Genomic DNA, 16,308 nt, shown 5'->3' with positions numbered 1-16,308 from the left:
GGTTACTCGCGGTCGGGCGGCGGCCCACGCAGTCCCGGCTGCGTCTCCGCGTTCCGCACGCGTCGCATCCGGGCACGGAGGTCGGACGGTGTAGCTGGCACCGACTGCTCGAGGTCGGCCCCGTCGTCGCCGTCCTCGAGTTCGGCGAGTGACTTCGGGAACGTCCGGAGGTCCTTGTGGATCGCCAGCCCGGCGGAAGCGCCGTCACCGATGGCGATGGTGGTCTGGTTCTGTCCGTGGGTGACGTCGCCGACGGCGTAGATCCCATCGACGCTGGTCTCGCGGTTCTCGTCGACGTCGATCGCGCCGTCGTCGCCCAGGTCACAGCCGAGGTCGGCGTTGTACGCGGAGCCGTACATTGCGAACCCGCCCAGGTAGTCCTGCTCGGTCCCGTCGGCGAAGGACAGACCGCCGAGCCACGGCGGCTCGTCTTCGTCGATGCGGTCGTCGGCGTACGCCGAGACGACGGCGGTGTCGATCCGATCGACCGGGTGGGCTGCGAGCTGTGTGTCGGTCTCGTCGCCCCACGCCGGCTCACGGCCGTCGAGCAGGAGATCGACGTCAGGGGTGAAGTTGCACATCGTCATCGCGACGTGGGCCGCGCTCTCGGTATGGCCGAGGACGAAGACCGGGCCGTCGCCCAACGTGTACGCATCGCAGTGCAGACAGTAGTGTAACCCTCGTCCCGTAAACCGCTCGAGGTCCGGGACGTCGGGGCCGCGATCCCGGAATCCGGTCGCGAAGACGACGCGGTCGGCGTCGACGGTCGCGTGGGCCGCCTCGAGTCGAAATTGGGGTCCGTCGCGCCGCGTCACCGACTGGACGGCATCCTGGAAGAAGTCGCCGCCGTAGTGCTCGAGTTGGGCGACGGCGTGGGCAGCCAGTTCACGCCCAGAGACGGCCTCGGAGACGCCCAGCAGGTTGTGGACGTGGGAGACTGCGGCATGGCGGCCGCCCTCCGTCTCGAAGACGACGGTGGGATGGCCGAGCCGTGTCGTGTACAGCGCCGTCGTCAGACCGGCGGGACCACCGCCCACGATGGCGAGCTCGTAGCTCGGGGTCGAGTGATCGGTCATCGTGTCCTCTGCACGCTCGAGGGGGTTGACCCTGTGGCGTGACTATGCCCCGGAACCGGAGACGCGGTCGAACTCGCGTCTCGTCGAGCGACGAACCGAAACCGACTGGTCGCTCCCCGACGGACGCGAACCGAGGACGACCGATGATGCTCACACCACTGCTCGTCGATGTCGCCGGCACGCTCGCGGCGGCGAGCGGCCCGCTTCGGTACGCGCTGGTGTTTCTCTTCGCCGCGATTCCGGTCGTCGAGATCCTCGTCGTCGTCCCCGCCGGCATCGGGCTCGGCCTCGATCCGGTCGCGACCGGCGTCGTCGCGTTCGCGGGAAACGTCACGTCGGTCTACGCGCTCGTCGCCTTTCACCGACGACTCTCACGGTGGCTTCGAACGCGGCGACCGGCAACCGACCAGGGGCCGAGCGATCGATACGCTCGAGCGCGCAGCCTGTGGGACCGCTACGGGCTCCCGGGGCTCGCCGTCGGCGGACCGGTCCTGACCGGCGTCCACGTCGCTGCGCTCGTCGCGTTGCTGGCCGGGAGCTCGAGTCGGCCCGTCGCGGGCTGGATGACGGTCGGCATCGGGGTCTGGACGGTCCTGCTGGTCGCCGGCTCGGCGTTCGGACTGTCACTGCTGGGGCTCGCGTGAGACGAGCGACGGCGCTGACTAGCGGCTACTCCTCGCTCTCCTCGATTCGTTCGCGCGCGGCCGCGACCACGAGCGGAAGCGTGATCGTCGCGTCGGCGTAGACCGAGACGTTCTCGGCGTCTTTCTCGAGTTTGCCCCACGAGCGGGCCTCGTCTAAGGTCGCACCGGAGAGGCCACCGGTCTGTTGGGGGTCCATCGTCAACTGGACGGCGTAGTCGTAGGCGTCGGGCGAGACGAGCATCGTCTGGAGGGTGAAGTTCTTCGGGACGCCGCCGCCGACGACGAACGCGGCGGCCTCGTCGGCGTGGTAGGCGATGTCCGTCAGCGGCGTCATGTCGGCCAGCGCGTCCAGCGAGAAGTCAGACGTCTGGGAGTACATCCACGCCTGCAGACCGAGCACGGAGTCCTGGACGGCGGGACAGTAGATCGGCACGTCGTTTTCGTAGGCCGCGGCGGCGATGCCGGCGTCTTCGTCGACGTTATCGCGGTCGTTCACCTCGGCGTTCGCCCGGCCGAGTTCCTCGACGAGGCGCTGGATCGAGACGACGCCGTCCTCCTCGAGCACCGGAAAGACCTCCTCGCGCAGGTGCGATTCGAACGTCGCGAAGAACTCCTGTGGGAGATAGACGTTGTAGATGCGGTCGACGCCCTCGTCGCGCAGCGTCTCGTCGTGTTCGCGTTCGGTCTTGCCCTCGGCCGTCACCTCGCCGTGGTGGTGTTTACCGCCGATGGCCTCGATCGCATCGTGGGTAAGGTTCGCTCCCGTCGTGACCAGCACGTCGATGTAGCCGTCGCGAATGAGATCGGCGACGATCGCGCGCATGCCGGTCGGAACCATCGCGCCCGCGAGGCTGAAGAAGACGGTCACGTCGTCGTCGAACATCGCTTCGGTGATGTCGACGGCCTCGTGGAGGTTCGCCGCACCGACGCCGGCCGCCCCGTACTCGTCGGCGAGTTCGCCGACCGTCATCCCGGCCCGGACTTCGGCGTGGCCGATTGGATCGTGCGAGAAGGTCTCGCGGTCGAGCTCGTGGTGACCGTCCGCGGCACCGTCGGCGGCGTCGCTGTCGTGATCGTGCTCGTCGCTCATGTGCTCGCATGCGCGAGCCACCGGTTTGAACGTCGCGGTCTCGCACGTGACAGGGGCAAGAAAATACTACAATCCCGTCGGTACGTCGAGATACGTCGTCTCGAGCCCCCAATCCTCGACCAACGCCTGCAGCGAGCGCACGCCAAACGTCTCCGTCGCGTAGTGGCCCGCGAGGAAGACGTGAATCCCGGCTTCCTTGGCTTCGTGGTAGACCTTTCCTTTCCCTTCGCCGGTCACGAGCGCGTCCGCGTCGGCCGCGGCGGCCTCGTCGAGCCAGTCGACCCCGCTGCCGGTGACGATCGCGACGTCCTCGATCTCGTCGGGGCCGAAATCGAGCACCGGAACGGGGCGGCCGCCCGTGTCAAGGTCGGCCGCGAGTCGCTCGCGCAGCTCGTCGGGGCTGTAGGGGTCGGCTGCTGTCCCGCGCTGGCCGATGTATTCAGGGCCGAGTTCGCCGAACGGGGTTCGGTCCTCGAGGTCGAGCACGTCGGCGACGCCGGCGGCGTTGCCCAGTTCCTGGTGGCCGTCGAGCGGCAGGTGTGAGACGTACAGTGCGAGGTCGTGCTCGAGCAGCGGCGCGAGCCGATCGTAGGTCCGGCCAGTGATGCGGTCGATCCCGCCCCACGAGAGGCCATGGTGGACGACCAGCAGGTCCGCGTCGGCTGCGATCGCCTCTTCGAACGTCTCGCGGACGCCGTCGACGGCGAACGCCACGCGTTCGATCTCGGCGTCGTCCGGACCGACCTGGAGACCGTTCGCGCTCGCGTCGAGATCGGCGTAGTCTGCGGTCCGAAGCTCCTTGTCGAGTCGATCGACGATGCTCGAGAGTTGCATGGTCGGCTCTTGTGTGACGGTCGTCTTGTAACCGACTGCTTCAACTCCGACGGCTCGAGTGCGCGTCGGGTCGAACGAGAAAACGGGCCGGCGCTACATGAGGTAGAACAGCGGGAAGAGGATCACCCAGACGATGTCGACGAAGTGCCAGTAGAGCCCGAAGTACTCCACCGGCCGATCGTCATCGAGGTAGGCGTCGACGGTCGTGATCCGATAGATCATGAACCCGGCGATGAGCAGGCCGAGAATGACGTGGAACGCGTGCAGGCCCGTCGTCACGAAGTACATCGAGTACTCGAGGTCGGTAAACCAGTAGATGTCGTGGGCAAACTCCTGGCTCCACTCGTAGCCCTTGATTCCGAGGAAGGTGAATCCGAGCGCAAGCGTGGCTCCCATCGACGCGAGCAGGCCGCGTTTGTTCCCACGTTCGGCCATCATCAGCGCGATGACGACGGTGAAACTCGAGGTCAACAGGACGTAGGTGTTGACCAGTCCGACGACCTCCGAAGGCGGAACGGGCTCGATCGCCCCCCAGCCCGTGTTGAGCCGCATGAAAACGTACGCGCCGATGACAGCACCGAAGACGACGACGTCCGACGCCAGGAAGAACCAGACGCCGGTCTTGGTCGTGCCGACGCCCTCGAACGGCCAGCGTTCGGCGATCGCCATCTCCGGTGCGTTGAACTCCTCACGGCCGTACTCGAAGAGCGAGTAACCGAGGATGCCGACGCCGACCAGCGAGAGGATAGGGTAGACGACGTTCGGCGAGCCGGCAGCGGCACCGGCGAGTTCCGCCCCGCGTGGGACCGCAAACTCGGCGACGAACGGCGTCAGTCCCGAGAAGCCGAGGAACGTCACGAACATTCCGACCCCGATGCCGAACGGCCAGATGCTCGCGTGGTCCTCGTGTTCGGCCTCGAGCGCCTCGGTCTGTCCTGTCCGGCCGCGGGCGACCGCGCCGCCGTCGGTCGCGGTCGCGTCGTCGACGAACCGCAACTCGCCGCTGGCGTAGCTGGGCCGGTTCGGCCAGTTCTCGAGCGGCGGGGGAGAGGTCGTCGCCCACTCGGCAGTGCGTGCGAACTGCCACGGGTTGTCGGGTGCGTCGGGGCCCGAAACGAGGCTTTTGCCGAGCGTGATGAAGACGAGCAGGATCGACAGAGCGAGGACGAACGCGCCGACGGTCGCGAGTTGCTGGTAGAGCTGTGCGCTCTCGGCGTAATGGAAGACCCGGCGAGGCGTCTCCCAGGCCAGAAACATCGGGAAGTACAGCAGGTTGAAGCCGACGAAGTAGACGGCGAAGCTGAGTTTTCCGAGTCGTTCGGAGTACATCTTCCCGGTGATCTTCGGCCACCAGTAGTAGAGACCGCCGATCAGCGCTGTGACACCGGAGACCATCACGTAGTGGAAGTGCGCGACGACCCAGTAGGTGCCACGGAACTCGTAGTCGAGGACGACAGCACCCAGGAATACCCCCGTAATGCCGCCGATGATAAACAACACGAGCGCCCCGAGCGTGAACAGGAACGGCGTCGTAAACCGCACCCGACCCTTGACCATCGTATAGATCATCGCGAAGACCATCAGATCGAAGGGCAACGAAATTCCGATCGTCGTCGCCATGAACAGCGTCTTGATGGGGAGGTTGATCGTCGTCAGGAACATGTGATGCATCCACACGAGGAACGACTGGACCGCGACCAGCACCATCGCGATGATGACCCACTTGCGACCGACCAGCCGGCGACCGGTGAACGTCTGGACGATCTCGAACATGATCCCCAGCGCGGGGAAGAAGACGATATAGACCTCCGGATGACCGAAGAACCAGAAGATGTGTCCCCAGAGCAGGCTCGAGCCTTGCCCAGTCGAGGAGAAATACTGCGTGAGCAGGATACGATCGGTGAGCATGAGGATGAGCGCGGCCAGCAGCGCCGCGAAGGCAAACAGCATCATCCAGACGGTCAGCAGCGTTCCCCACGTGAACAGCGGCATGTTCCAGAGACCCATCCCCTCAGCGCGACAGCAGTGGATCGTCGTCAGGAAGTTCACCGACCCGAGGGTAACCGACATGACAAAGAGCGTCAGCGCGAGGATCGTCGTGTTCCCACCCATCGTCAGCGTGTAGCCAGGGTTGTAGATCGGCACGTTCAGCGGCGCGTACATATACCAGCCGTTGGCCCACGTCGTCCCCTGGAAAAAGGAAAGCAGGATGAGGATTCCAGAAAAGAGGTAGAACCAGTAACTCAGGGCATTCAGCCGGGGAAAGGCGAGGTCTTTCGCCCCGATCTGTAAGGGGACGACGTAGTTCGCGAAGGCGAAGCCAAGCGGCGAAATAAACCAGAAGACCATCAAGAGCCCGTGGACCGACACTGCCTGGTTGTACTGTGTGTTCGTCAGGAAGTCGATCCCGCCCGCTTCCCACAGGTGGATCCGAAACAGCAACGCGAGGACACCACCGGCGACGAGCAGGAACATCGACGTCGCCAGATAGAGGATTCCGACGTCTTTGTGATTCGTCGTCACCAGCCACCGTTTGACCGTCGTCCGCGGCGGAAAGTCACTCATCGGCCGACACCCCCGTGCGCCGAATATCGCATGTAGCCATCGTCACGTCGAAGACGCTGTGACGAAACGGCCGCGAAACACCGACTGAAACAGCATCTCGGTACGCGACAGGGACTCATATCCACTGTCTCACTACGATAGTACGTATCAAGGTACGCGGTGCATCTGCAGGCGATACTTACCGGCCCGAACGCACAGTGACTGCCAGATCGAGGAGGGGAGACGGATTCCGCTCAATCCACAGCAATGGCGGGCGCCGAACGAGCGCCGAAGCGCGTCGACGCTATCGATCGCTCGAGCCCCGAGCCAACCCAGGATAGTCGACGACGACCCCGTCGACGCCGGCCGCTGCGAGCGCGTCGAACTGCACCCAGGTCGTCGCCGTCCAGACGTTGACTGCGCGACCCTCCGAGTGAGCCACCTCGAGTACGTCGATCTCGGGTTCGTCGGCCGACAGACCGGCGGATGCCGTCTCGGCCAGGTGCGTCCCGGCGATCGCGTTCCGCGGCGGATGAATCGCCTCGCAGTCGTAGCGCCGTGCGATTTCGAGGCCGGCCTCGAGATCGTCCCAGACCAGCGGTGCCACAGCAGCGTCGGCGACCGCTCGCAGCGCCGCGATCGCACCCTCGCAGAACGACGAGAACAGCAGGTCGCCGCCGAACGACTCGCAGTCGGCGACGACGCGCTCGACGAACGGCTGCCACACCTCCCGACGCCGGTCGCACTCGGTCGACGAGAGCGACTCGCCGACGCGAAGCTCCGTGGTGCCGGGATTCTTCAGTTCGACGTTGACGCCGACCGTCTCGGGGACGGCTGCGAGAAATTCGGCTAGCGTCGGCACCGTCGCGTCGGTCCCCAGAACATGGGCCTCGCGCAGTTCCTCGAGTGGCGTCTCCCAGACGAGGCCGGTCGCGTCGGTCAGCGGCCGGCCGTCGCGACTCCCCTCGAGGCGTTCGTCGTGGATTACCACCGGCGTGCCGCAGGCGGCCGGCTGGACGTCGATCTCGAGCATCGCGGTGTCGTCGTGGGCGGCCGCGCGTGTGGCCGCTTCGACGGTGTTCTCGGGTGCGACGCCGGCGTAGCCACGGTGGGCGATGACGGCAGGATGAGTCATACTGACCCGTCGGCGGGCCGGATTATGGTACCCGCGATTCGACGTGGCGTGTTCCGGCCCACCGTTGATCCCGGCTCCCCGCGAACCGGCGCTATGACCGATTCCCCACTCGCGACCGCAGAACGCGCGCTCGATCGCGCTGCCGATCTCGAGACCGAGGATGCCGTCGCCGTGTTGCAGGCGGCTCGCGACGACGTGCGCGCGCTCGAGGGCGAGCCCGACGTCGACACGGACCGCCGACAGGAACTCGAGACGCGACTCGACCAGCGGCTCCGTGAAGTGACCGAGCGCGACGCCTACGACAGCGGACTGGGTGCCGCGATGAACCCCACCGAAGACGACGCGCCCTAGACGTCGCCAATCGCAGCCCTCGCTCGAGAACGCGGCGAGATCGGCCGCCCTCCCGCCCTTTTATTCGCGTTCCGTCCCGAGGGATGCGTATGCGAATTGCACTACTTGGCGGCACTGGTGATATCGGCGAAGGGCTCGCGTTGCGGTTCGCGCGAGATACGAGCCACGAGCTCCTCATCGGATCGCGGGATCCCGAGAAGGCCCGCGACGCGGTCGCAGACTACGAGGACGTCCTCGAAAGTCACACCGACGACGTCGACATCAAGGGCTTTGCCAACGAGATGGCCGCCGACCGCGCGGATATCGTCGTGCTCAGCGTCCCGCCGTACCACGTCGGCGACACCGTCGATGCGGTCGCGGACAGCCTCGATTCGGACACGGTCCTCGTCACCCCCGCCGTCGGCATGAAAGGCGACGAGGACGGCCTTCATTATCACCCACCGTCGGCCGGCAGCGTGACCGAACTCGTCGCCGAGCGGGCCCCCGACGAGGTCCCCGTCGTCGGCGCGTTCCACAACCTCGCGGCCGACGTGCTCGCCGACCTCGAGACCGACCTCGACCTCGATACGCTCGTCGTCGCCGACGACGACGCGGCCGGCGACACCGTCCTGACTCTCGCGGGTGAAATCGAGGGGCTGCGCGCGCTCGAGGCCGGCCCGCTTGCCAACGCGGCGGAAGTCGAGAGCGTCACACCGCTGGTCATCAACATCGCGAAGTACAACGACGACATGCACGACGTCGGCGTGAAGTGGGTCTAGGTCACTCGGCGTATCGATTTCCTCCGCTCCGGCGTGCCGACGTCGAAACGGAGGGGCAGTGAACGCCGATCGGGTCGCCAGCGCAGCCGCTTTCGGTCGGAAAAACGAGAAAATCGCTGCTGGTCGTCGACTACGCGCCGGCCGACTCGAGGGCGTCCTCGATGTCGTCGCGCTGGGTGACGCCAACGAAGCGCTCGACGATCCCGTCGTCGTTCTCGATGACGAGCGTCGGCAGCGATCGGACCTGGTACTCGTTGGCGATGTCCTGCTGTTCGTCGACGTTTACTTTCTCGACTTCGAAGCGCCCCTCCCAGTCTTCCTCGAGCTCCTCGAGGATCGGGTCCTGGGTCTTACAGGGGCCACACCAGTCAGCGTAGAAGTCCTTGAGTGTGACGGTCATGCGGTCAGCGCTAGTTGCCACGCGCTGCGCATAAGGGTTTCCCACTGCAATTGCATTGCCGTCATCGCCGACGCGGCCCGGTCGAAAGGTTTAGTTCGAGGGGCCCATAGTGTCGGATATGGACAAAGGACAGAACACCGGCGGGCTGATGTCCAGTGCCGGACTCGTCCGGTACTTCGACTCCGAGGACTCGAACGCTATCCGTATCGACCCCAAAACGGTCATCGCGTTCGGCGTCATGCTGGGCGTGCTGGTCCAGCTGCTGACGTTTATTTCGTAACCCGCCTGTTTCTCGAGCCACGTTCTCCCCGAGTCTCCTTCGAAGAGCGTGCCACACCGTCCGAATCGCAGCCTACCGCTGTGAGTCACGGAGGATTAGCGGCTCGATCGCAAGCGTGCGTTTTGCGACCGTGACGATCCGGAGCACGTAGGCCGTAAATAGCAGAAACGGCACGAGCGTGATCGTAAACGCCAGCCCGATTGCCCACGTCATGTTCGCGGCGCCGAGTGTCTCTCCGGGAAACGTCCCCGCGTCAACGACCGTGAGCATGATACCAGCGATGACCAGTGCTGGCACTGCGGCATAGAGAATCATCTGCGAGAGCGAAACAAGCGCCCACTCGAAGTACAGGGTCTTGACGTGTTCCCGCGCTGGCCCGAACAGGCTCAACGCGGTCTTCAGCTCGTCTAACAGCGCCAGTTCGTCGTCAGAGAGGTCGTCCTCGTACTCGTTTGCGATCCGTTCGACCTGGAAGATCTTCCAGCCGTAGTTGTAGTTGAGCGCGGCGAATAAGACATCGAAGTTGCCAAACGACGCACCCTCGAGCTGGTCGCGGACGAGTTCGGAGTTGCCGACGAGACTGTCGGTGAACTCGGCGACGTCTTCTCGGAGCCCATCGGCGTCGTTTTCGGAGACCTGCTCGCGAAGGGTCTCGGCTCGGTGCTGGGCCACGCCAACGATTTCCCGGAGAAACGTCGACGGATCAGCAGGGCTGGGCGAGCCAATCAGCTCCTCGGTAAAGTCCCGGAAGTCCATCGCGTTCTCCATTCGGTCACGCTGGTCACCAAGTGGCCCGTTCTCCTGGGAAAGAACTAATTGACCGATCGTGACGACGATCGTAGTCCCGGTGATAATGGCCGAGAGCATCGTCGAGAACATCGTTTCGATCGTGTCGCCGGTCTGTAACTGTGGTGTCAGCGGCTCCGGGAGCAGGGTAACGGCCGCGACAAAGCCGACGAATACAGTCAGGGCCAGAACGGCAGTCACCTGAAGGCGGTTCGCGCCGAGGAGTAGCCAGATTTTGAGGCGGCTCTCGCCAGCACGTTCACGCATCGTGTTCGCCGTTCCGGTGTCAGAGGAGGTGTCGTTGCGATCACTCACGTCGAGTCACTCCCCGTTGGCACTACTGGCGGCCCCGGCTGGGCGTTTGAAGACGAGAAACTTGGTTCCGCCACTCGTGTAATCGATCGTCTCGACGAGTTCCCAGCCGTCATCGCCGTGCGCATTCAGTTGATCCTGCGGGTCTTCGGCTTCTTTTTTCGTTTCGTCACGGGGTGGCCTAAGCGTCTTGTACTCCCATCGACGCATGTCGGAGTGACTCATCACTGCTTTCCCTGACGTGGTCAACGCCAGTAAGACTGGGGCAGGACATATCCCGACCGAACTGTTCACGGGACTGTACTGACACCAGCCAGCGCCGCCGGGCATCGAATCCAGTCATCGTTCGCCACGAGAGCCCGGTGACGCGACCTTTTTGAACGCGCCATCCATACCTGCGGTCATGTCACTGACTGCGGGCGTCGTCGCGGTCCAGGGCGACGTCGAGGAACACGCAGCCGCGATCGAACGCGCCGCGACAGCCCACGGCCGTGAGGTCACCGTCCACGAGATTCGCGACGCGGGGATCGTCCCCGACTGCGACCTGCTGGCGATGCCCGGCGGCGAATCGACGACCATCTCCCGACTGCTCCACAGCGACGGCATCGCCCCCGAGATCGAAGCGCACGTCGACGCTGGGAAACCGCTTCTTGCGACCTGTGCCGGCCTCATCGTCGCCTCGAGCGACGCCGGCGACGACCGGGTCGACGAACTGGGGCTGCTCGACGTGTCGGTCGAGCGCAACGCCTTCGGCCGCCAGAAGGATAGCTTCGAGGCGCCACTCGAGGTTACGGGCCTCGACGAGCCGTATCCGGCCGTGTTCATCCGCGCGCCGGCGATCGAGTCGGTCGGCGACGCCGAGGTGCTCGCGACGTGGGACGACCGCCCGGTCGCGGTCCGGGACGGCCCGGTCGTCGGCACTGCGTTTCATCCGGAACTGACACCCGATAGCCGGATTCACGGACTGGCCTTTTTCGAAAACGAGGCGACAGTGGTGCCGGGACTCGAGGACCCGGCGTAACGCTGGCCGCACGGACACCGCCGTGGTTCGTGCATGCATTCGCGACCGGACGTGTTTTGCCCCTACCACCCCACAGTAGGGGTATGCAGGCATCCATCGACGCGGTTCGCGTCGCAGGGACTCCGCAAGGACCGGTCCCGGTCGTCGTCCTCGCCGTCGAGGGCGAAGACGACATCGTGCCGATCTTCATCGGCTTCGAGGAGGCGACGAGCATCGCCCGCGGACTCGAGGCTGAAGACATCGGCCGGCCGCTGACCCACGATCTGTTGCTGGACGTCATGGAAGAGCTGGGTAGTCGGATCGACCGCGTCGTCGTCAACGAGATCGAGACACGCGAGGACGGACGCGGCGGCACCTACATCGCAGATCTGCATCTCGAGACGCCTCGCGGCGAGACGGTCGTCGATGCCCGGCCGAGCGACTCGCTCGCGCTGGCGGCCCGGACGAACGCGCCGATCGAGGTTACCGACGAGGTCTTTGCGGACGGCCGAGACGACAGCGAGAAGTTCGCCGACCTCGAAGACATCCGCAACGTGTCGGGTGAGCTGTAGATGGACGAGACGCTCGAAGAACTGTTCGCCGTCATCGAAGACCGAAAGGAAACGTTGCCCGAGGACTCCTACACCGCCTCGCTGTTTACCCATGAAAAGGGCGAAAACGCGGTGTTAGAGAAACTCGGCGAGGAAGCCACCGAACTCGTTCTCGCGGCCAAAGACGACGATCGGGAGGAGATCGCCCACGAGGGAGCAGACATCATCTATCATCTGCTCGTGTTGCTCGCGATGAAGGATATGGAGCTGTCTGATCTCGAGGCGGAACTCGAGGCGCGGCGCTGAAGCCCCACTAAGCCGCGTTCAGCCGGCTCAAAGCCACTTGTACTGCCTGTTAGGGCTGCCATCGTGCTTGCAGTGTCCGCGAGGAGCTTGAATCGGCTGGGCAGCGAATCGCCGAGTGATGGCATTGCAACAACTCGAACACGCAGACGACCACATGCAGGAGTGTATCGACAACTGCCTCGAGGCCGCCCAGGTCTGTGAGTGGTGTGCGGACGCCTGTGCAGACGAAGGCGAGGAGATGGCTCGCTGTATCCGGCTTTGCCGTGACGTGGCCGACATCGCGTCGCTGCACGCGCGATTCATGGCCCGCAACTCGGGGTATCACGCCGAACTGGGCGAACTCTGTGCGGACCTCTGTGAGGAGTGTGCCGAAGAGTGCGAACAGCACGATCACGACCACTGCCAGGCCTGCGCGGAGATCCTGCCAGAGTGTGCCGAGAGCTGTCGGGAGATGGCTTCGGCCTGAGAACGTACTTGAGGCGCCCCGTTTTTTCGACGATCAGGCACTGACCGCAGCACCGATGGCACCGGCGACCGCGCTCTCGAGTGCCATCACGATCGAGATCGTGACGGCGAACATGAAGATCCCGAGCCCGGCAACGCCGGAAATCGCACCGCCGAGGGGACCCAGCGCGAGCCCGGCGAGGCCGACGGCGACGCCAATGAGTAGCCCGCCAATGATTCCGCCAAGCGAGCCTGCGAGCAACCCGTGCCAGAAACCGCTGCCGAGCCCGCCGCCGGCCATGTAACCAGCGACGAAGCCGCCAACTAGTCCTGCAACGAGCTGGCCGACGCCCGGCACGACGAGGCCGACGATTCCGACGACGGTCGCGACGAGAAACCCTACGAAGACGGCACGCCAGTTTGTCATATTCGAGTGTAGGACGGCGGCAGGGATAAGCTGACGGCGGCCAACGGACGCCCTTTTATGGTCGCAGCGTCTACGTCGGAGCATGATTTTCGAAGACCTTCCGACGACGCCCACGTCGGAAGAGTTGATCGACAAGGCGTTTTCGCGGGCAGCGCGGGCCGGCAAGGCCAAAGGCGGCCTCGAGGCCCAGCAGTCGATGCTCCAGACGGCGGCGAATATCATCTCCGATAACCTGGAAAACGTGGTGACGGCGTGGCCGGACTTCGAGTACGACGCCCATCCGTTCTACTACGAGCTGGCCGACGCGATCGTCGACGTCGACAAGCTCCGACAGGCCCTGTCGGAGGTGATGTGGGCCAGCCGGAAGGCCCGCGAGATCCACGAGGAGTACCAGCCCCGCCTGCGCAAGACCGACGTTGACACTGCGCGCAAACACCGGAAACAGGCCTTCGCCCGGCTCGCGGACATCGTCGAGCAGATCGACGATCACCTGCTCTACATCAACGAATCGCGCAACGACCTGCGGGACCTGCCCGACATCGACCCCGACGCGCCGACGATCGTCGTCGCCGGCTACCCCAACGTCGGCAAGTCGTCGTTCGTCAACGACGTCACCAGCGCCCGCGGCGAGACTGCCTCCTACCCCTTCACGACGAAGGGGATCGGCGTCGGCCACTTCGAGCGCGATCACATCCGGTACCAGATCGTCGACACCCCCGGCCTGCTCGATCGTCCGCCACAGGATCGCAACGAGATCGAATCCCAGGCGGTCAGCGCCATCGAGCACCTCGCCGACTGCATGCTCGTCATGGTCGATCCCACCGGTGAATGTGGCTACCCGATCGACTCACAGCTCGAGCTTCGGGACTCGATCGCCGCCCAGTTCGACGAGGTACCGGTGCTGACGATCGCGAACAAGGCAGACCGGTTCGAGGCGGACGAACTCGACGACGCAGTCGCCGCCGACTATACCATGAGCATCACGACCGATTCGAACGTCGAGACGGTGCTCGACGCCGCCGTCGAGGCGATCGGGTACGAACCCGAGTTGCCGTTCGACGGCTAACCGGGACACTCGAGCGATCGAGGCGCTCGTCCACTGCGACCGTGTCGCGATGAAAGAGCGGAGACGCTAGCGCTCGAGGATTTCGACGTATCTGATCTCGACCGTGACCGGCTCGTCAGTGTGGTCGTTGATCCGCTCGTTTAACATATCGGCCAGCTCGGGCGCCGACTCGCCCGGCGGGCCGCCGATCGTCACGACCACTCGGTCCGGATTTCGGAACGGGTAGTTGTCGTCCAGGACGACCTCGAACTCGAGTAACTGATAGTCCTCGTATTGCTCCTGTGTGAGGACCGCCTCGATTTCCTCGCGGGCGTCCTGTTCGAAGTTTCCGGTCTCGTAGGAGGCGTAGGTAATACCGCCGAGAAAGATCGCGAAGACGAGAACGATGACGCCGAGGCCGACGATCCGCCGGCGAACACGTTGTTCCGTCTCGCCGAGGGCAAACAGGTTCTCCGGACGGTAGCCGACGTACCACAGCGTCAAGAGGCCGGCAAGGTCCACCGACAGCAGGTTGACGAGGACGAGCACCGTCGCGCCGATCGCGGCCGTCGGTTGGCCCCACGCAAGCGTGATCCCTGCGACGCCAGCGGGCGGGATCAACGCCGCCGCGATCATCACACCGACGAGCGCGACGGACGTTCCCGTCGCGATGCTGACGACCCCCGCGATACCCGCACCGAGTGCGATGACGAGCGACAACAGGTCGGGCGCGAGCCGTTCGGAGATCTCGCCAACGCTCGAGAGAACGAGATCGGGAGGAACGATATTCATCGACCGAACGAGCACTGCGAAGATCGCAGCGGCCGCGATCGCGACCACGACGCCGATAATTTGGTAGGTGACGCTCTCGGTGAACAGTTCCTCGTCGTCGACGACGGTCCCGACGCTGGCCCCGAGCGCTGGGCCGATCAGGGGCGCGATCACCATCGACCCGACGACGACCGCCGGCGAGTCCAACAACAGCCCCGCGGTCGCGACGACGGCGCTGATGATCGTCATTACCACGTAGACGGGCAAACTCGGCGTCAGGTCGTCGGCCTCGGCCTGCAGTTCCTGGCGCGAGATCCGATCCGAGCCCACGTCGCCGTCCTCGTACTCCTCGCGCAGCGCCTGAAACCGCCGGGAGACGACTGTCTCGGCGTCGACAACGACCGTGTAGGCGTCCTCGTCGATTCCCGTCTCCTGAATTTCGTCGAGCACCGGTTCGACGGCCGCGTCCGGCAGTGGAAAATAGACGACTGCCGTATACTCCCGACTGCTCTTCTCGTCGGTCACGACGTAGTCGATCTTTCGCTTGTCGAGGGTCTCGAGGATCGCCTGTCGCTTGCCCGTCGGTACCGTCAACTGTACGAGCCGCACGTCGAGTGGTGACGGACCCCGGTCGTATAACTTCGGGGCATTCAGCCCCACACCGGAGGACAAGTTCGGCCCGTGCCAGCACGCTCGAGCGTGCCGCCCGGCGTTCCGATCGCGGTGTGTATAAACCCGCGACGCCCCTACAGCGGCGTATGTTCGATACCCGCCCCAACCGAGAGGCCGAGGTGGCGCTCGTCGGCCGCTCGAACGTGGGCAAGTCCACGCTCATGCGCGAGCTCACCGGCCACAGCTTCGACACCGGAGGCAAACCCGGCGTCACCCGTTCGCCCAACCACTACGACTGGGCGCCCGAGGACTTCGTCATCACCGATCTTCCCGGCTTCGGCTTCATGAGTGGCGTCGACGAAGACTACCGCGAGGAGATCAAGACCGAGATCGTCCGCTACCTCGAGGAGTACGCCGACAACATCCTCGTCGCAATCCTCGTCGTCGACGGCAAGAGCGTCGTCGACATCATCGACCGCCACTCCGGCCCCGACGAGATCCCCTACGACGTCGAGATGTTCCACTTCCTGCGGGATCTCGGCATCCCGACCGTCGTCGCCGTCAACAAGATGGACAAGGTCGACGACGAAGACGAACGGCTGAACGAACTCTGTGACCGCCTCGGGCTGTATCCGCCGTGGAAACAGTGGCAAGAAGTCATCGCACCGATCAGTGCAAAGAAGGGCCAGCTCGACCCGCTGTACGAGGCCGTCCGGGAGCATCTGCATGAACAGAACCGGGACGATCTGTTCAAGTTCTTCTAAACCAACCTTTTACGCTGCAGTCTGTCACGCTGGCGGCTTCGCCACACAGCGTGACGTCCCTCGGTAAACGGTTGATCAAAAGCACTCCTCCCTCTGTTCCGAGCGCGCCGCGCTCTCCACATCGGTCGTCGGCCCGCTCGCTCGGCCTGTCTCACGACCTTCGGTCGTTCGACTTCGC

General features: G+C 64.7%; 20 protein-coding genes. 10 read left to right on the top strand and 10 right to left on the bottom strand.

Annotation, left to right across the window (positions count from 1 at the left end; genetic code table 11):
• Window positions 1-2: 2 nt before the first annotated feature.
• On the bottom strand, window positions 3-1,076 hold the full coding sequence (locus tag ACFR99_RS06420; protein WP_390285503.1) for an NAD(P)/FAD-dependent oxidoreductase: 1,074 nt from the start codon (window positions 1,074-1,076) through the stop codon (window positions 3-5).
• 143 nt (window positions 1,077-1,219) lie between these two features.
• On the opposite strand from ACFR99_RS06420, the gene ACFR99_RS06415 reads away from it, so the two are divergent.
• A complete protein-coding gene (locus ACFR99_RS06415; RefSeq protein ID WP_390285501.1) occupies window positions 1,220-1,720 on the top strand; it encodes a small multi-drug export protein in 501 nt (166 codons plus the stop codon).
• A 25-nt stretch (window positions 1,721-1,745) separates the two neighbouring features.
• On the opposite strand, the gene ACFR99_RS06410 is transcribed toward ACFR99_RS06415, so the two are convergent.
• The 4 genes from ACFR99_RS06410 to ACFR99_RS06395 form a co-directional block, all read right to left on the bottom strand.
• Entirely contained in the window at window positions 1,746-2,810 is a 1,065-nt protein-coding gene (locus ACFR99_RS06410) for a deoxyhypusine synthase (RefSeq protein ID WP_390285499.1), read from the bottom strand.
• 66 nt (window positions 2,811-2,876) lie between these two features.
• A complete protein-coding gene (locus tag ACFR99_RS06405) occupies window positions 2,877-3,644 on the bottom strand; it encodes a Nif3-like dinuclear metal center hexameric protein (RefSeq protein WP_390285497.1) in 768 nt (255 codons plus the stop codon).
• Window positions 3,645-3,737: 93 nt separating this feature from the next.
• On the bottom strand, window positions 3,738-6,209 hold the full coding sequence (locus tag ACFR99_RS06400; RefSeq protein WP_390285495.1) for a cbb3-type cytochrome c oxidase subunit I: 2,472 nt from the start codon (window positions 6,207-6,209) through the stop codon (window positions 3,738-3,740).
• Between the two features lie 283 nt (window positions 6,210-6,492).
• Entirely contained in the window at window positions 6,493-7,323 is an 831-nt protein-coding gene (locus ACFR99_RS06395) for a glycerophosphodiester phosphodiesterase (RefSeq protein ID WP_390285494.1), read from the bottom strand.
• Window positions 7,324-7,416: 93 nt separating this feature from the next.
• Between ACFR99_RS06395 and ACFR99_RS06390 the strand changes: the two genes are divergently transcribed.
• Both ACFR99_RS06390 and npdG read left to right on the top strand, forming a co-directional pair.
• The gene (locus ACFR99_RS06390) at window positions 7,417-7,674 is read left to right on the top strand and encodes a hypothetical protein (RefSeq protein ID WP_390285492.1); all 258 of its coding nucleotides are present in this window, start codon (window positions 7,417-7,419) and stop codon (window positions 7,672-7,674) included.
• Window positions 7,675-7,763: 89 nt separating this feature from the next.
• Complete coding sequence (gene npdG, locus ACFR99_RS06385) at window positions 7,764-8,432, top strand: NADPH-dependent F420 reductase (RefSeq protein ID WP_390285490.1); 669 nt, start codon at window positions 7,764-7,766, stop codon at window positions 8,430-8,432.
• 130 nt (window positions 8,433-8,562) lie between these two features.
• Here npdG and ACFR99_RS06380 read toward each other — a convergent pair whose 3' ends face one another.
• Entirely contained in the window at window positions 8,563-8,832 is a 270-nt protein-coding gene (locus tag ACFR99_RS06380; protein WP_390285488.1) for a thioredoxin family protein, read from the bottom strand.
• Window positions 8,833-8,950: 118 nt separating this feature from the next.
• Between ACFR99_RS06380 and ACFR99_RS06375 the strand changes: the two genes are divergently transcribed.
• Window positions 8,951-9,112: a preprotein translocase subunit Sec61beta gene (locus ACFR99_RS06375; protein WP_008010615.1), complete on the top strand. Its 162-nt coding sequence runs from the start codon at window positions 8,951-8,953 to the stop codon at window positions 9,110-9,112.
• Between the two features lie 72 nt (window positions 9,113-9,184).
• Here the strand turns inward: ACFR99_RS06375 and ACFR99_RS06370 are convergent, their stop codons facing one another.
• Window positions 9,185-10,213 (bottom strand): DUF7972 family membrane protein, encoded by a 1,029-nt coding sequence (locus ACFR99_RS06370; protein WP_465260894.1) that lies wholly within the window; start codon window positions 10,211-10,213, stop codon window positions 9,185-9,187.
• A gap of 6 nt (window positions 10,214-10,219) precedes the next feature.
• Window positions 10,220-10,435 (bottom strand): DUF4177 domain-containing protein, encoded by a 216-nt coding sequence (locus tag ACFR99_RS06365; protein WP_390285486.1) that lies wholly within the window; start codon window positions 10,433-10,435, stop codon window positions 10,220-10,222.
• Between the two features lie 178 nt (window positions 10,436-10,613).
• Here ACFR99_RS06365 and pdxT point away from each other — a divergent pair, with 178 nt between their 5' ends.
• The 4 genes from pdxT to ACFR99_RS06345 all read left to right on the top strand — a co-directional run bounded on the left by pdxT (window position 10,614) and on the right by ACFR99_RS06345 (window position 12,533).
• Window positions 10,614-11,231, top strand: a complete 618-nt coding sequence (gene pdxT, locus ACFR99_RS06360) for a pyridoxal 5'-phosphate synthase glutaminase subunit PdxT (RefSeq protein ID WP_390285484.1) — start codon at window positions 10,614-10,616, stop codon at window positions 11,229-11,231.
• An 83-nt stretch (window positions 11,232-11,314) separates the two neighbouring features.
• The gene (locus tag ACFR99_RS06355) at window positions 11,315-11,782 is read left to right on the top strand and encodes a bifunctional nuclease family protein (RefSeq protein ID WP_390285482.1); all 468 of its coding nucleotides are present in this window, start codon (window positions 11,315-11,317) and stop codon (window positions 11,780-11,782) included.
• Window positions 11,783-12,067: a phosphoribosyl-ATP diphosphatase gene (gene hisE / locus ACFR99_RS06350; protein ID WP_390285480.1), complete on the top strand. Its 285-nt coding sequence runs from the start codon at window positions 11,783-11,785 to the stop codon at window positions 12,065-12,067.
• Between the two features lie 118 nt (window positions 12,068-12,185).
• Window positions 12,186-12,533, top strand: a complete 348-nt coding sequence (locus ACFR99_RS06345; protein ID WP_390285478.1) for a four-helix bundle copper-binding protein — start codon at window positions 12,186-12,188, stop codon at window positions 12,531-12,533.
• A 33-nt stretch (window positions 12,534-12,566) separates the two neighbouring features.
• Here ACFR99_RS06345 and ACFR99_RS06340 read toward each other — a convergent pair whose 3' ends face one another.
• A complete protein-coding gene (locus ACFR99_RS06340; RefSeq protein WP_390285476.1) occupies window positions 12,567-12,938 on the bottom strand; it encodes a DUF5518 domain-containing protein in 372 nt (123 codons plus the stop codon).
• Between the two features lie 82 nt (window positions 12,939-13,020).
• On the opposite strand from ACFR99_RS06340, the gene ACFR99_RS06335 reads away from it, so the two are divergent.
• Window positions 13,021-14,004: an NOG1 family protein gene (locus ACFR99_RS06335; RefSeq protein WP_390285475.1), complete on the top strand. Its 984-nt coding sequence runs from the start codon at window positions 13,021-13,023 to the stop codon at window positions 14,002-14,004.
• Between the two features lie 66 nt (window positions 14,005-14,070).
• Here the strand turns inward: ACFR99_RS06335 and ACFR99_RS06330 are convergent, their stop codons facing one another.
• Window positions 14,071-15,363 carry a TIGR00341 family protein gene (locus tag ACFR99_RS06330; protein WP_390285473.1) on the bottom strand — a complete coding sequence of 431 codons (1,293 nt, stop codon included), beginning with the start codon at window positions 15,361-15,363 and terminating at the stop codon, window positions 14,071-14,073.
• 149 nt (window positions 15,364-15,512) lie between these two features.
• Between ACFR99_RS06330 and engB the strand changes: the two genes are divergently transcribed.
• Window positions 15,513-16,130, top strand: a complete 618-nt coding sequence (engB, locus tag ACFR99_RS06325; RefSeq protein ID WP_390285471.1) for a GTP-binding protein EngB — start codon at window positions 15,513-15,515, stop codon at window positions 16,128-16,130.
• Window positions 16,131-16,308 lie beyond the last annotated feature (178 nt).

Origin of the sequence: Haloarchaeobius amylolyticus (assembly GCF_042678045.1) — an archaeon.
In the GTDB taxonomy this organism is placed as follows: domain Archaea; phylum Halobacteriota; class Halobacteria; order Halobacteriales; family Natrialbaceae; genus Natrinema; species Natrinema amylolyticus_A.
Note: the sequence above shows the minus strand (reverse complement) of the source record. Positions and strands in the feature narration are given on the sequence as shown.